At 65.0% G+C, this 13,165-nt stretch carries 10 protein-coding genes, 2 rRNA genes and 1 riboswitch; of the genes, 6 read left to right on the forward strand and 6 right to left on the reverse strand.

Translation table 11 applies throughout. From position 1 onward, the window contains the following. The first annotated feature begins 29 nt into the window (after positions 1 to 29). Together speB and CFB35_RS26860 are read left to right on the forward strand one after the other, a co-directional pair. Positions 30 to 986: an agmatinase gene (gene speB, locus CFB35_RS26855; protein ID WP_059575568.1), complete on the forward strand. Its 957-nt coding sequence runs from the start codon at positions 30 to 32 to the stop codon at positions 984 to 986. 54 nt (positions 987 to 1,040) lie between these two features. After that, positions 1,041 to 2,366, forward strand: a complete 1,326-nt coding sequence (locus tag CFB35_RS26860) for an MFS transporter (RefSeq protein WP_059575570.1) — start codon at positions 1,041 to 1,043, stop codon at positions 2,364 to 2,366. Positions 2,367 to 2,475: 109 nt separating this feature from the next. Here CFB35_RS26860 and metE read toward each other — a convergent pair whose 3' ends face one another. Then, positions 2,476 to 4,770: a 5-methyltetrahydropteroyltriglutamate--homocysteine S-methyltransferase gene (gene metE / locus CFB35_RS26865; RefSeq protein ID WP_089465755.1), complete on the reverse strand. Its 2,295-nt coding sequence runs from the start codon at positions 4,768 to 4,770 to the stop codon at positions 2,476 to 2,478. A 127-nt stretch (positions 4,771 to 4,897) separates the two neighbouring features. Here metE and CFB35_RS26870 point away from each other — a divergent pair, with 127 nt between their 5' ends. Then, entirely contained in the window at positions 4,898 to 5,806 is a 909-nt protein-coding gene (locus CFB35_RS26870) for a LysR family transcriptional regulator (RefSeq protein WP_059575575.1), read from the forward strand. A gap of 22 nt (positions 5,807 to 5,828) precedes the next feature. Here the strand turns inward: CFB35_RS26870 and CFB35_RS26875 are convergent, their stop codons facing one another. Together CFB35_RS26875 and CFB35_RS26880 are read right to left on the reverse strand one after the other, a co-directional pair. After that, entirely contained in the window at positions 5,829 to 6,551 is a 723-nt protein-coding gene (locus CFB35_RS26875) for a CbtA family protein (protein WP_059575577.1), read from the reverse strand. A gap of 13 nt (positions 6,552 to 6,564) precedes the next feature. Beyond that, entirely contained in the window at positions 6,565 to 6,774 is a 210-nt protein-coding gene (locus CFB35_RS26880) for a CbtB-domain containing protein (RefSeq protein ID WP_034175140.1), read from the reverse strand. Positions 6,775 to 6,806: 32 nt separating this feature from the next. Continuing rightward, positions 6,807 to 6,950, reverse strand: a riboswitch (cobalamin riboswitch). Positions 6,951 to 6,996: 46 nt separating this feature from the next. Between CFB35_RS26880 and CFB35_RS26885 the strand changes: the two genes are divergently transcribed. The 3 genes from CFB35_RS26885 to CFB35_RS26895 all read left to right on the forward strand — a co-directional run bounded on the left by CFB35_RS26885 (position 6,997) and on the right by CFB35_RS26895 (position 10,393). Beyond that, positions 6,997 to 7,587 (forward strand): histidine phosphatase family protein, encoded by a 591-nt coding sequence (locus tag CFB35_RS26885; RefSeq protein WP_059575579.1) that lies wholly within the window; start codon positions 6,997 to 6,999, stop codon positions 7,585 to 7,587. A gap of 164 nt (positions 7,588 to 7,751) precedes the next feature. Beyond that, on the forward strand, positions 7,752 to 9,344 hold the full coding sequence (locus CFB35_RS26890) for an inorganic phosphate transporter (protein WP_059575581.1): 1,593 nt from the start codon (positions 7,752 to 7,754) through the stop codon (positions 9,342 to 9,344). Between the two features lie 287 nt (positions 9,345 to 9,631). Next, positions 9,632 to 10,393 carry a 2OG-Fe(II) oxygenase gene (locus tag CFB35_RS26895; protein WP_059575583.1) on the forward strand — a complete coding sequence of 254 codons (762 nt, stop codon included), beginning with the start codon at positions 9,632 to 9,634 and terminating at the stop codon, positions 10,391 to 10,393. Positions 10,394 to 10,668: 275 nt separating this feature from the next. On the opposite strand, the gene CFB35_RS26900 is transcribed toward CFB35_RS26895, so the two are convergent. The 3 genes from CFB35_RS26900 to CFB35_RS26910 all read right to left on the reverse strand — a co-directional run. After that, on the reverse strand, positions 10,669 to 12,093 hold the full coding sequence (locus tag CFB35_RS26900; protein WP_059575585.1) for a DHA2 family efflux MFS transporter permease subunit: 1,425 nt from the start codon (positions 12,091 to 12,093) through the stop codon (positions 10,669 to 10,671). A gap of 565 nt (positions 12,094 to 12,658) precedes the next feature. After that, a 5S ribosomal RNA gene (gene rrf, locus CFB35_RS26905) occupies positions 12,659 to 12,771 on the reverse strand. A gap of 155 nt (positions 12,772 to 12,926) precedes the next feature. Continuing rightward, positions 12,927 to 13,165 (reverse strand): 23S ribosomal RNA (locus CFB35_RS26910); the annotation flags it as partial.

Genomic DNA, 13,165 nt, shown 5'->3' on the forward strand with positions numbered 1-13,165 from the left:
GGCAACCCCACACCGGAAGAGACGAACCCATGAACGACCACACCCATTTCCAGCCGCTCGGCGGCAATGAAATGCCGCGCTCCGGCGGCATCGCGACGATGATGCGCCTGCCGCACGTGGCGAGCGCCGAAGGCCTCGACGCGTGTTTCGTCGGCGTGCCGTTCGATCTCGGCACGTCGAACCGCACCGGCGCGCGCTTCGGCCCGCGCCAGATCCGCACCGAATCCGTGCTGCTGCGCCCGTACAACATGGCCACGCGCGCGGCGCCCTTCGATTCGCTGCAGATCGCCGACATCGGCGACGTCGCGATCAACCCGTACAACCTGCACGATTCGATTGCCCGCATCGAGGCCGCGTACGACGCGATTCTCGAGCACGACTGCAAGCCGATCACGCTCGGCGGCGATCATACGATCGCGCTGCCGATCCTGCGCGCGATCCACCGCAAGCACGGCAAGGTTGCATTGATCCACGTCGATGCACACGCCGACGTGAACGATACGATGATGGGCGAAAAGATCGCGCACGGCACGCCATTCCGCCGCGCGGTCGAGGAAGGGTTGCTGCACGGCGACAAGGTCACGCAGATCGGCCTGCGCGGGACCGGCTACGCGGCCGAGGATTTCGACTGGTGCCGCGAGCAGGGCTTCCGCGTCGTCCAGGCCGAGGAATGCTGGAACAAATCGCTCGCGCCGCTGATGGAAGAAGTGCGCGCGCGCATCGGCGACACGCCCGTCTACATCACGTTCGACATCGACGGCATCGACCCGGCCTACGCACCGGGCACCGGCACGCCGGAAATCGCGGGCCTCACGGTGCCGCAAGCGCTCGAGATCATCCGCGGCGCGAAGGGGCTGAACATCGTCGGCTGCGATCTCGTCGAAGTCGCGCCGCCGTACGACCCGTTCGGCACCACGGCGCTGCTCGGCGCGAACCTCGCGTACGAGCTGCTGTGCGTGCTGCCGGGCGTCGCCTACCGCGACTGATCCCGGCGCCGCCACTATTCCAAATCAGAGGATTCCAGAGGAGCACACACCAAGATGGGGACTTCCGCCAAGCAACCGAAGCGTGCGGCGCTCGCTTCGTTCGTCGGCACCACGATCGAGTGGTACGACTTCTATAGTTATGCGACCGCCGCCGCCATCGTGTTCGGGCCGCTGTTCTTTCCCGGCGAAAACCGCTTCATCAGCCTGCTCGCATCGTTCGGCTCGTTCGCGGTCGGTTTCTTCGCGCGGCCGCTCGGCGGCGTGATGTTCGGCTATCTGGGCGACCGCTTCGGCCGCAAGCGCTCGCTGCTCGCGACGCTGATGCTGATGGCCGTGTCGACGGTCGCGATCGGCCTGCTGCCCACCCATGCGCAAGCCGGCGTGATCGCACCGATCCTGCTCGTGCTGATGCGCGTGCTGCAAGGCATCGCGGTCGGCGGCGAATGGGGCGGCGCGGTGCTGCTCGCCGGCGAGCATGCGCCCGAGGGCAAGCGCACGTTCTTCGCGTCGTTCGCGCAGTTGGGCAGCGCGAGCGGCCTGATCCTGTCGATGCTCGCGTTCGGCGCGATCAGCACGCTGTCGAAGGACGACATGATGAGCTGGGGCTGGCGCGTGCCGTTCCTCGCGAGTTCCGTGCTGCTGATCGTCGGCTTCGTGATCCGCGCGAGCGTGTCGGAATCGCCCGAGTTCGAGGAAGTCAGGAAGAGCGGCAACATCGCGCAAAAACCGCTGCGCGAAGCGCTCAAGGTCTGGCCGCTGCTGCTGCTCGCGATCGGCGCGAACGTTTACGGGATCGCCGGCGTGTATTTCAGCAACATCTTCATGATCAGCTATGCGACGCAATTCCTGTCGCTCGACCGGTCGATGGTGCTGCATTGCATGACGATCGTCGCGGTGCTGCAGTTCGTCGTGCAACTCGCGGCCGCCTTCCTCGCGCAGCGCTTCGGCACCACGCGCGTGCTGCTGATCACCGGCGCCTGGGCGATGATCGTCCCGTTCGTGATGCTGCCGCTCGTGCACCTGGGCACGCCGGTGTCGATCACGATCGGCGTCGGACTCGCGACGCTCGCGGAATCGGGCTACTACTCGGTCGTCGCCGGCTTCGTCAGCGGCATCTTCGTCGCGCGGATCCGCTATACGGCGATCTCGATCGCGTACCAGGTGTGCGGCGCGCTCGCCGGCGGCCTCACGCCGCTGGTCGCGACCATCATCGCGCAGCACGCCGCGCCGCAATGGTGGCCGCTCGCGCTCCAGTACACGAGTGCGGCCGTGCTGTCGTCGCTCTGCGTGTGGCTGATCTCGCGCCGCGTCCGCATCGACGATGCGGGTGCGCCCGGCAAGACGAACGACGCGCTGCCGCGCGGCACGCGCACCGCGTAGCGCTCGACGCGTGGTGCACATCCATGCATGACAAAAAACGACCCGCTGCCGCGGGTCGTTTTTTTCGTCCGATCGTCGATCGCGACGGTACCGCACCGCGTTCGCTGCGTCACTGCACCTGATTGCGTAGCGTCTTCGCGGCGGCGACCATGTTCGTCAGCGCCGGAGTCACTTCCGCCCACTGCCGCGTCTTCAGCCCGCAATCCGGGTTCACCCACAGACGTTCCGCCGGAATCCGTTCGGCCGCCTTCTTCATCAACCCGACGATGTGATCCTGCGTCGGAATGTTCGGCGAATGGATGTCGTACACGCCCGGCCCGATTTCATTCGGATACTTGAACGTGTCGAACGCGTCGAGCAGCTCCATGTCCGAGCGCGACGTCTCGATCGTGATCACGTCGGCATCCATGTCGGCGATCGACGCGATGATGTCGTTGAACTCCGAATAGCACATGTGCGTGTGGATCTGCGTATCGTCCTGCACCCCGTTCGCGGCGATGCGGAACGACTCGACGGCCCACTTCAGGTATTCGCTCCATTGCGCGCGGCGCAACGGCAGACCTTCGCGCAGCGCCGCTTCGTCGATCTGGATCACGCGCACGCCCGCCTTCTCGAGATCGAGCACTTCGTCGCGGATCGCCAGCGCAAGCTGGTAGCACGATACCGAGCGCGGCTGGTCGTCACGCACGAACGACCAGTTCAGGATCGTCACCGGGCCGGTCAGCATGCCCTTCATCGGCTTGTCCGTCAGTGACTGCGCATAGGCGATCCACTCGACCGTCATCGCCTTCGGGCGGCTGATGTCGCCGAACAGGATCGGCGGCTTCACGCAGCGCGAACCGTACGACTGGACCCAGCCGAACTGGCTGAACGCGTAGCCGTCGAGTTGCTCGCCGAAGTATTCGACCATGTCGTTGCGCTCGGCTTCGCCATGCACGAGCACGTCGAGTTCGAGCGACTCCTGTTCGCGCACGCTGCGTTCGATCTCGGCCTGCATCGCCGTGCGATAGCCGGCTTCGTCCAGCGCGCCGGCCTTGAACCGGCTGCGCGCCTGGCGGATCTCGGCGGTCTGCGGGAACGAACCGATCGTCGTCGTCGGAAACGCCGGCAGGTTCAGTCGCGCCGACTGCTTCGACGCACGCTGCGTATAGGGGCTCGCACGGTTGCCGAGCTGCGTGTCGATGCGCGCGATTGCGGCCTTCACCGCCGGGTTGTTCACGCGCGGCGAGCGGCGGCGCGAATCGATCGCGGCGGCATTCGCGGCGAGCGCGCCGGCCACCTTGTCGCGGCCTTCGTTCAGCGCGATCGCGAGCACCTTCAACTCGTCGAGTTTCTGCAGCGCGAACGCGAGCCACGAGCGGATTTCCGCGTCGAGCTTCTCCTCGCTCGCGAGATCGACCGGCACATGCAGCAGCGAGCACGACGGCGCGAGCCACAGCCGGTCGCCCAGTTGCTTCGCGAGCGGTTCGAGCCAGTCGAGCGTCGCGTTCAGGTCGGTCTTCCAGATGTTGCGGCCATTGATCGCGCCCACCGACAGCACGCGGTCTGCCGGCAGTTCACGCACCAGCGCGTCGACTTCGTCGCGCGCGTTGATCGCGTCGATATGAAGGCCGTCGACCGGCAGCGACGCCGCGAGCGTCAGGTTGTCCTGAAGCTGGCCGAAGTACGTGGCGAGCAGTAGCTTGATGCGGCGCGTTTCCAGCGCCGCGTACGCGGTGCGCAACGCCTGGCGCCATTCGGCATCGAGCTCGGTCACGAGAATCGGCTCGTCGATCTGCGCCCATTCGACGCCCTGCGCGGTCAGCGTGTCGAGCAGCGCGCCGTACACCGGCAGCAGCTTCGGCAGCAACGCGAGGCGATCGGAATCGTCCTTCGACTTGCCGAGCCACAGGTACGTGACGGGGCCGAGAATCACCGGTTTCGCGCGCACGCCCTGCGCGTTCGCTTCGGCCAGTTGCTGCAGCAGACGCGACGGATCGAGCGAGAAATTCGTATCCGCGTGGAACTCCGGCACGATGTAGTGGTAGTTCGTGTCGAACCACTTCGTCATTTCGCCGGCCGCGACACCGCCGCAGCACGCCGCATGTTCTTCCGCCGACTGCGCCGAACGGCCGCGCGCGACGCGGAAATAGTTGTCGAGCGCATCGCCGTGGAAGTCCTGCACGCGCTTCGGCAGGTTGCCGAGCGTGAAGCTCATGTCGAGCACCTGGTCGTAGAACGCGAAGTCGCCGATCGGTGCGAGATCGAGATCACGCTGGTCGTGCCAGTGGCGCCGCCGCAACTCGGCGCCGAGCGCCTTCAGTTCGTCGCGCGACGATTCGCCCTTCCAGTAGCGTTCGAGACCGAACTTGAGTTCGCGCTTCGCGCCGATGCGCGGAAAACCGAGGTTGTGTGTCGTGACCATGAAGCTGCCGTCCAGAGAAAAATGAAGATCCGGCAGCCATCATAGGGATTTCAAACCATGAAATAAAATGGCATTATTTCATTCATCCATTAACATTATTCATGTATTCGTGGAATGAGCGCCATCCATGCTGGAACGATTCCATCTCGTCGTCATTCGTGAAGTCGAGCGCCAGGGCTCGCTGACCGCGGCGGCCAATGCACTGCACCTCACGCAGTCGGCGCTCAGCCATACCGTCAGGAAAATCGAGCAGCAGCTCGGCACACCGATCTGGGACCGGGAAGGCCGCGGCCTGCGGCTCACGCAGGGCGGGCAGTATCTGTTGAAGCTGGCGAACCGGCTGCTGCCGCAGTTCGAGCTCGCCGAGGAACGGATGAAGCAGTACGCGAAGGGCGAGCGCGGCACGCTGCGCATCGGGATGGAGTGCCACCCGTGCTACCAGTGGCTGCTGAAGGTCGTGTCACCGTACCTGTCGCGCTGGCCCGACGTCGACGTGGACGTGAAGCAGCGCTTCCAGTTCGGCGGCATCGGCGCGCTATTCGGTTACGACATCGACGTGCTGGTGACGCCCGATCCGCTGAACAAGCCGGGGCTGCGTTTCGATCCAGTGTTCGACTACGAACAGGTGCTCGTGGTCGCGGATTCGCACCGGTTCGCGCATGCCGACTACGTGACGCCCGCGCAGCTGACCGACGAGATCCTGATCACGTACCCGGTCGAAACCGATCGGCTCGACATCTACAACCAGTTCCTGACGCCGGCCGGCATCGTGCCGAGGCGGCACAAGTCGATCGAGACGACCGACATCATGTTGCAGATGGTCGCGAGCGGGCGCGGCGTGGCCGCGCTGCCGCGGTGGCTCGCGGACGAGTACGCGGACCGGATGCCGGTCGTGCCGGTCAAGCTCGGCAAGAAGGGCATCGCGAAGCAGATCTTCCTCGGCATCCGTGAAGCGGATGCATCGATCGACTATCTGGCCGCGTTCGTCGCGCTGGCACGCGAATCGACGTGGAGCGCGCCGCGCATGCTGCGCTAGGCGCGCCCGGTTGCCCCGCGCGTCAGGCGGCGCGCATTCCCGCGCGCTCGCCGCGCTCGACCCATGCGCCGAACAGCAGGCCGATCGTCGTCCACATGATCACCTGCATGCCGATGGCCGCCACGCGGAATTTCCACAGCAAGGCCGCCGGGAAATCGGCCGGCAACTCGCTGACCGACGGCAGCCCGATCTGCACGGCCGCGATGATCGCGACGAACACGAGCCCGGCGACGATCGATGCGTTCCACTGCCCGAGCTTCGCCAGCAGATGGCGGCGCACGCTGACCGAGAACACCATCGTCGCCACCGAGATCGCGATCATCAGGAAAAACAGGCCCGTGCGATAGCCGATCGTGTCGGGGTCGCCGACCGACGGCGGATTGGCCGGGTACTTGAGGTTCGGCACGATCACGAGCGCGACGAACGCCGCCAGCGCGAGCCACGCGGCGAGCGGGCGCGCCGGCAGGCGGCTGCCGCGCCCGTATGCATACGCGAAGACCAGCGAGAACAGCCCGCCGAATGCCGCGCCGTAGGTCACGACGCCCGTCAGCAGCCCGAGGCCGGCCTGCGTGTGGCGGCTGACCAGCTCGGGCTCCGGCGCCTCGCCTTGGGCGGCGGTGGTTTTTTCCTCGAAGGCGATTGCCTGATCGACTTGCGGTTCGCCGACGATTTTCGCGAAACCGAACGTGAGGAGGCCCGCGGCGATGCCGGCGAGCATCCCGCGCATGAGCAGCTTTCCGACCATCTTTTACTCCGCGTCAGTGGCAGGGAAAGCCGAGCAGATGGCGGCCGTCGTGGACGAATTCGTGTACGACCATGCCCGGCACGAGCGACGTCGCGCCCTGTTCCGCACCGACGAAATAGAGTGCGAGCAGCAGGATCAGGCCGACGAACACGGCCCACGGCAACAGCTCACGGACGGGGATGGGTGCCGGCACGACCGCCGGCTTCAGCACTGCTTCGCTCATGGATGCACCTCAGGGGAATCGCGCCCCGACAAATGATGGATGGGTACGAAGGCAGGTCTGGCTTCCGGGATCATCGATTCTCCGGTTACAGTGGCGCGACCGCGCCGGAATTGCACCGGCTTCCGCGCTTCGTATCGGGCGAATTGTACGCGCGAACGTTCGCGTATTGAAGCGATGCCACATGGGCAAGCACATCCCGTTCCGGATCATCCGACAACCGACATGACCCTGCCTGCCTCGCTGCGCCTGATCGCGCACGCATCGACCCGCGCCATGCGCACCGGCACGTTTCCCGACGACGATCCGCTCGACGCACTCGGGCTCGCCGAAGCCGCTGCGTTGCGCGGCCGATGGATGGGCGTTGCCGGCTCGCTCGTGCTGTGCAGCCCGGCACGCTGCGCACGGCAGACGGCCGACGCACTCGGGCTGCTGCACGCCGATATCGACGATGCGCTGCGCGACCTCGACTACGGCAACTGGCGCGGCAAGCGGCTGCACGATCTCGCGCGCGACCTGCCCGACGAACTTGCAGCATGGATCGGCTCGCCGTCCGCGTCGCCGCATCGCGGCGAATCGTTCGACGCCGCCGCGCATCGGGTCGGCACATGGCTGGCCGCATTGCCGCGCGATCGCGATGTCGTCGCGATCACGCATGCACCGATCGTCCGCGCGGCCATCGCGCACGTGCTGCGGATGGATCGCGAGGCGGCCGCCCGCCTCGACGTCGCGCCGCTGTCGTGCACGACGTTCGTCGCGTCGCCCGGCGGCTGGACGTTGGCCGCGACAGACGACGTGCACGACACGGGTGCGTAGGCCACTGTCTCGTTCACGATGTGGGTAGACGATGCGCCCCGACGCGTCACATGCCGCCGCTTTCCTTACATCCCGTAAGACGCACCGTTCGTCGTCCCAACTGTCATCAAACTGACTGCTAGCCGCAGCTAGGATCGGACGCGGTTCCCTCACGAGATGCCGTCATGAATCAACCCGCTTCGTCCTCCCCGCACCATCCCGGCTCCGTCGCACGCAACAGGCAGATCGGTTATGCCGCGTTCCTGCTGGTGCTCGTGCTCGGCGCCGTCTATATCGCCACGCACTTGCTCGCCGATCTGGCGCCGGTCCGCGAAGGGACGCTGTTCCCGTATCTGCTGCTCGGCGCCGCGCTGCTGATCGCGCTCGGCTTCGAATTCGTCAACGGCTTCCACGACACCGCGAATGCGGTCGCCACCGTGATCTATACGCACTCGCTGACGCCGAACGTCGCAGTGATCTGGTCGGGCATGTGGAACTTCCTCGGTGTGATGGTCTCGAGCGGTGCCGTCGCCTTCGGCATCCTGCAGTTGCTGCCGGTCGAGCTGATCCTGCAGGTCGGCAGCGGCGCGGGCTTCGCGATGGTGTTCGCACTGCTGATCGCCGCGATCGTCTGGAACCTCGCGACCTGGTATTTCGGATTGCCGTCTTCGAGCTCGCATACGCTGATCGGCTCGATCATCGGCGTCGGGCTGATGAACCAGCTGATGCACGGGCCGTCCGGCACGAGCGGCGTCGACTGGGGCCAGGCGCTCGGCGTCGGCAAGTCGCTTCTGCTCTCGCCGATCGTCGGTTTCCTGTGTGCATCGCTGCTGCTACTCGCGCTGAAGGCCGTCGTGCGGATTCCCGAGCTGTACAAGGAACCGCCGAAGGACCAGCCGCCGCCGTTCTGGATTCGCTGCCTGCTGATCCTCACCTGCACCGGCGTGTCGTTCGCACACGGGTCGAACGACGGGCAGAAAGGAATGGGCCTCATCATGCTGATCCTGATCGGCACGGTGCCCACCGCATATGCGCTGAACAAGGCCGTCACGCCCGCCGAATCGCAGACCTTCGTGGCCGTCGCGAACCAGGCGGCCGCGACGTTCGGGAAGTATACGAACGGCGTCGCGCCGTCCGCGAACCCGCGCGCCGATGTCGAACACTACGTGCAGCATCGTGAACTGACGCCCGCCGTGCTGCCGGCCGTCGCGCAGTTATCCACGTCGCTCGCGACCGCCGTCGGCGCGTCGGGCTCGATGGCGGCCGTGCCGCAGCGCGACGTCGACAACGTGCGCAACACGATGTATCTCGTCTCCGAAGCCATTCGCCTGATCGAGAAGTCGGGCCAGCCCGCGTTCGCGGCCGACGACAAGCTCGCGATCAACAACTATCGCACGCAGCTCGACCACGCGACCAAGTTCATTCCGACGTGGGTGAAGGTCGCCGTCGCGATCGCGCTGGGTCTCGGCACGATGGTCGGCTGGAAGCGGATCGTCGTGACCGTCGGCGAAAAAATCGGCAAGCAGCATCTGACGTACGGACAGGGCGCATCGGCCGAACTCGTCGCGATGCTGACGATCGGCGCCGCCGACGTGTACGGGTTGCCCGTATCGACGACTCACGTGCTGTCGTCGGGTGTCGCGGGCACGATGGCGGCGAACGGCTCCGGCTTGCAATGGAGCACGGTGCGCAGCCTCGTCCTCGCATGGGTGCTGACGCTGCCGGCGTCGATCGCGCTGGCGGCCGGGCTTTACTGGTTGTTCCGGTCGCTGGCCTGATCGCGGACGCGGCGGGTGGCGGGCGATCGCCGGCTATCCGCCGCGGCAGGTGGGATATGGCGCTTCTCCGCTTCTCCGCTTCTCCGCTTCTCCGCTTCTACGCTTCTACGCTTCTCCGCTCCGGCACGTCGCAACATTCAGTGTGTCGATGCCGCGCCTTCAATGCTTCCTGGCCCGAATTAAAGCGCAAGATCTGGAGCGTATCGGCATGTGGACGCAGCTAGACTGGGTTCATCAACTTTCATCGTGAATCCGACCGTGCGCGACCGCACGACGCCGCACTGCCGATGCCCCGAGGTACGCCCGTGAACATTGCCGATCTGCAACCCGCCGTCGACTCGCCGGACATCGCGCAGCGCGTCGACACCCTCGACTGGCCGAGCGTCGATGCCGAGCTCGATCGCTACGGATGCGCGCGCGTGCCGGGCCTGATGTCGGCACGCGAGTGCGATGCACTCGCGTCGCTCTATCCGCGCGATGCGCTCTATCGTTCACGCGTCGTGATGGCGCGGCACGGCTTTGGCCGGGGCGAGTACAAGTATTTCGCATATCCGCTGCCCGCGGTCATCGCCGAGCTGCGCGCGACGATCTACCCGCATCTCGCGCCGATCGCGAATCGCTGGAACCGGGCGCTCGGATGCGACGTCCGTTATCCGAAAGACCATGCGACGTTCCTAGACCGCTGCCACGCAGCGGGACAGACGCGACCGACACCGCTGATCCTGCAATACGGTGCCGACGACTACAACTGCCTCCATCAGGACCTGTATGGCGAGCACGTGTTTCCGCTGCAGGTCGCGATCCTGCTGTCGGCGCCGGGCCGCGATTTCAGTGGCGGGGAATTCGTGCTGACGGAACAGCGACCACGCATGCAGTCGCGTGCGGAAGTGGTGCCGCTGACACAAGGCGACGCGGTGATCTTCGCGGTACACGGCCGGCCCGTGCAGGGAACCCGCGGCGTCTATCGCGTCAACCTGCGGCACGGCGTCAGCCGGATTCGAAGCGGCCACCGCCATACGGTCGGCATCATCTTCCATGACGCGCAATAGCGGGTAGTGGATAGCGGGCATCGGGACGGACGGCTGCTGTCTCGTCCCGCCCCTGTCGCGCATCCCATGCATGGTCGCCGCGGCACCGCACGCTATCGTTCCGAGAGCGTTCCGACAAAGCACGATCGACCAGAAGGCCGCGTGCCCGCAATGACTGAATACCGATTGCGCCGACCGTCAAGCGATCCACGCAGAAACGAATCGGCCCTTCAGGGTGAGTGCTGTAAAACATCCGCGCTCACCTGTCGCCCCGCCGATACGATTGCCAGTCCGGCCTATCCTCGCGCCATGTTGGCCCGCAGCCGGTCGCCGGCATCGGAGGCCAGCCGTGCATAGCCCGGCAACGTCAGCAGCGCGAGCACGCCCGCTGCGACGAACGCCCAGCGGAAATCGTCGAGCACGTAGTGCATGCCGGCCGCGTCGCCGCGCCCCCATGCTGCGAGCCGCAGCGACAATGCACCGAACGCGATCCCCATCCCGATCGTCATCTGCTGCGCGGCGCTCCACAGCGTGCTGGCCGCGCTCGTTTGCTGAGGCGGGATATCCGCATAGGCCAGCGTCGCGAGCGTCGTGAACTGCATCGAACGCGTGAGCCCGTAGACGAATACGACGAACAGCGTGATCGCCAACGGCGTCGACGCAGTCAGCCAGCCGCATGCGATCGTGAAAATGCCGACGATCGTGACGTCGACGAGCGCAACGCGCCGGAAGCCGTAACGATCAAGGATCCACGACGTGCCCGCCTTCATCCCGAGATTGCCGAGCGCGCTCGCGAGCAGCAGCAGGCCGGACTGAAACGGCGATAGCCCGAAGCCGATCTGGAACAACAGCGGCAGCAGGTACGGGACGGCGTTGATCGCCATCCGCGTGATCGAGCCGGTGATCACGGTCACCGAGAACGTCGGCACCTTCAGCGTCGTGAAATCGAGCAGTGGATGCGCGCAGCGTCGCGCATGCAGCCAAGCGGCAATGCCGAACAGCACGCTCGCGCCCACCAGGACACCCGCGCGCGTGAAATCGACATCCTGCTGGCCAGCCGCTTCGGTGCCGATCAACAGGCAGGTCAATGCGCCGCCGGCCAGCACGAAGCCGACCCAGTCGAGCGGCCGTTGCTCGTCGGCCCGCGTATTCCGGACGATCAGCCAGGTACAAACGAGCGCGGCAAGGCCGAACGGGACGTTCAACAGGAAGATCCATCTCCACGATGCATAGGTCGTGATGAAGCCCCCGATCGGCGGCCCGACGACGGGCGCGACGATCCCCGGCCACGTGATCGTCGCGATCGCGCGCATCAGCCTCGCCTTCTCGGTATTGCGCACGACGATCATCCGCCCGACCGGCACCATCATCGCCCCGCCGACACCCTGCAGCAGCCGGGCAGCCGTAAACGACATCACCCCGTCGGACAGCCCGCACAGCACCGACGCGCCGGTAAAGACGACGATCGCACTCGCAAAGACGGTGCGTGAACCATAGCGATCCGCGATCCAGCCGCTGATCGGGATGAACACCGCCAGCGCCAGCATGTAGGCCGTCATCCCGAGGCTCAGTGCGTTCGGTCCGACGCCGAACGAATTCGCCATTTGCGGCAGCGCGGTCGCGATCACCGTCGTGTCGAGGTACTCCATGAAGAAGGTCGCGGCGACGAGATACGGCAAGAAGTCGGTCGTCCGACCACTTTGAGCGGGGCTGTCAGTCATGAACGATGCAGAAGACGGAATACAAAAAAGCGCCGACCGCCGGCGGATGCAGGCAAGCGCCGGGGAATCGGGACGAGCGATGATATTACCCCGAAGGGCTTGCTTCCCGCTCTGCCGGGCATGTCGCGCGAATGAACTTTATGCGCATAGATTTTTATGATGATGTCGTGCTGCGATCGCCGAGTGGTGCGTATGACACGGCGCCTCGAAGGACGGGCAGATGCAGGGATTTTTCGTCAGTAGGCAGTATTCATCGATCGCTGTCGATCAACATCGCTCATCATCAGCGGTCGCAACGTCGTCGCCGAATGTGCAGTATTGGCCGGAATCGATCCTGAAGACGGATGGTACGGTTAGCGGAAGGAGGTGCTGGGAGATTCAGGACGGTACAACGGCCGCTACCCGAGAATAACGGAGCGCAGGATTGACCGGTCTGCACTGCTATTCATTACGTCGCAGCGGGACTCGGCGTAGGTAGCCTCGGCAATGCTTCGCCGCCGGCCTTTCGGGATGCCGAAATGCAAAAACCCCCGCCTTGTCGGGCGAGGGTTTCTGGCTTGAGGGAGCCTGACGATTACCTACTTTCACACGGGAATCCGCACTATCATCGGCGTAGAGTCGTTTCACGGTCCTGTTCGGGATGGGAAGGGGTGGGACCGACTCGCTATGGTCATCAGGCAAAGAGGGTTGTTCTGCTGGCGTGGCCAACAGAACCAATCTGGGAAGAAGCAGTAATTTTGAGTTGTGTGTATCACACACGAGAATCCAACTTGTCGCTTTGGATCGCGGCCAGTGCTTACACACGGCGCAGATCTATAAGGCAGACTTGTTATAGGATCAAGCCTTACGGGCAATTAGTATCAGTTAGCTGAACGCATTACTGCGCTTACACACCTGACCTATCAACGTCCTGGTCTCGAACGACCCTTCAAGGAGGTCAAGCCTCCAGGGATATCTCATCTTAAGGCGAGTTTCCCGCTTAGATGCTTTCAGCGGTTATCTCTTCCGAACATAGCTACCCGGCGATGCCACTGGCGTGACAACCGGTACACCAGAGGTTCGTCCACTCCGG

The organism is Burkholderia sp. AU16482, from assembly GCF_002223285.1.
Taxonomy (GTDB): Bacteria; Pseudomonadota; Gammaproteobacteria; order Burkholderiales; family Burkholderiaceae; genus Burkholderia; species Burkholderia semiarida.

Coding starts and splice junctions, on each gene's coding strand:
- CFB35_RS26890 (WP_059575581.1), top strand. CDS start 7,752: ATGAATCAACCCGCTTCGTCCTCCCCGCACCATCCCGGCTCCGTCGCA.
- CFB35_RS26860 (WP_059575570.1), top strand. CDS start 1,041: ATGGGGACTTCCGCCAAGCAACCGAAGCGTGCGGCGCTCGCTTCGTTC.
- CFB35_RS26870 (WP_059575575.1), top strand. CDS start 4,898: ATGCTGGAACGATTCCATCTCGTCGTCATTCGTGAAGTCGAGCGCCAG.
- CFB35_RS26895 (WP_059575583.1), top strand. CDS start 9,632: ATGCCCCGAGGTACGCCCGTGAACATTGCCGATCTGCAACCCGCCGTC.
- metE (WP_089465755.1), bottom strand. CDS start 4,770: ATGGTCACGACACACAACCTCGGTTTTCCGCGCATCGGCGCGAAGCGC.
- speB (WP_059575568.1), top strand. CDS start 30: ATGAACGACCACACCCATTTCCAGCCGCTCGGCGGCAATGAAATGCCG.
- CFB35_RS26885 (WP_059575579.1), top strand. CDS start 6,997: ATGACCCTGCCTGCCTCGCTGCGCCTGATCGCGCACGCATCGACCCGC.
- CFB35_RS26875 (WP_059575577.1), bottom strand. CDS start 6,551: ATGGTCGGAAAGCTGCTCATGCGCGGGATGCTCGCCGGCATCGCCGCG.
- CFB35_RS26880 (WP_034175140.1), bottom strand. CDS start 6,774: ATGAGCGAAGCAGTGCTGAAGCCGGCGGTCGTGCCGGCACCCATCCCC.
- CFB35_RS26900 (WP_059575585.1), bottom strand. CDS start 12,093: ATGACTGACAGCCCCGCTCAAAGTGGTCGGACGACCGACTTCTTGCCG.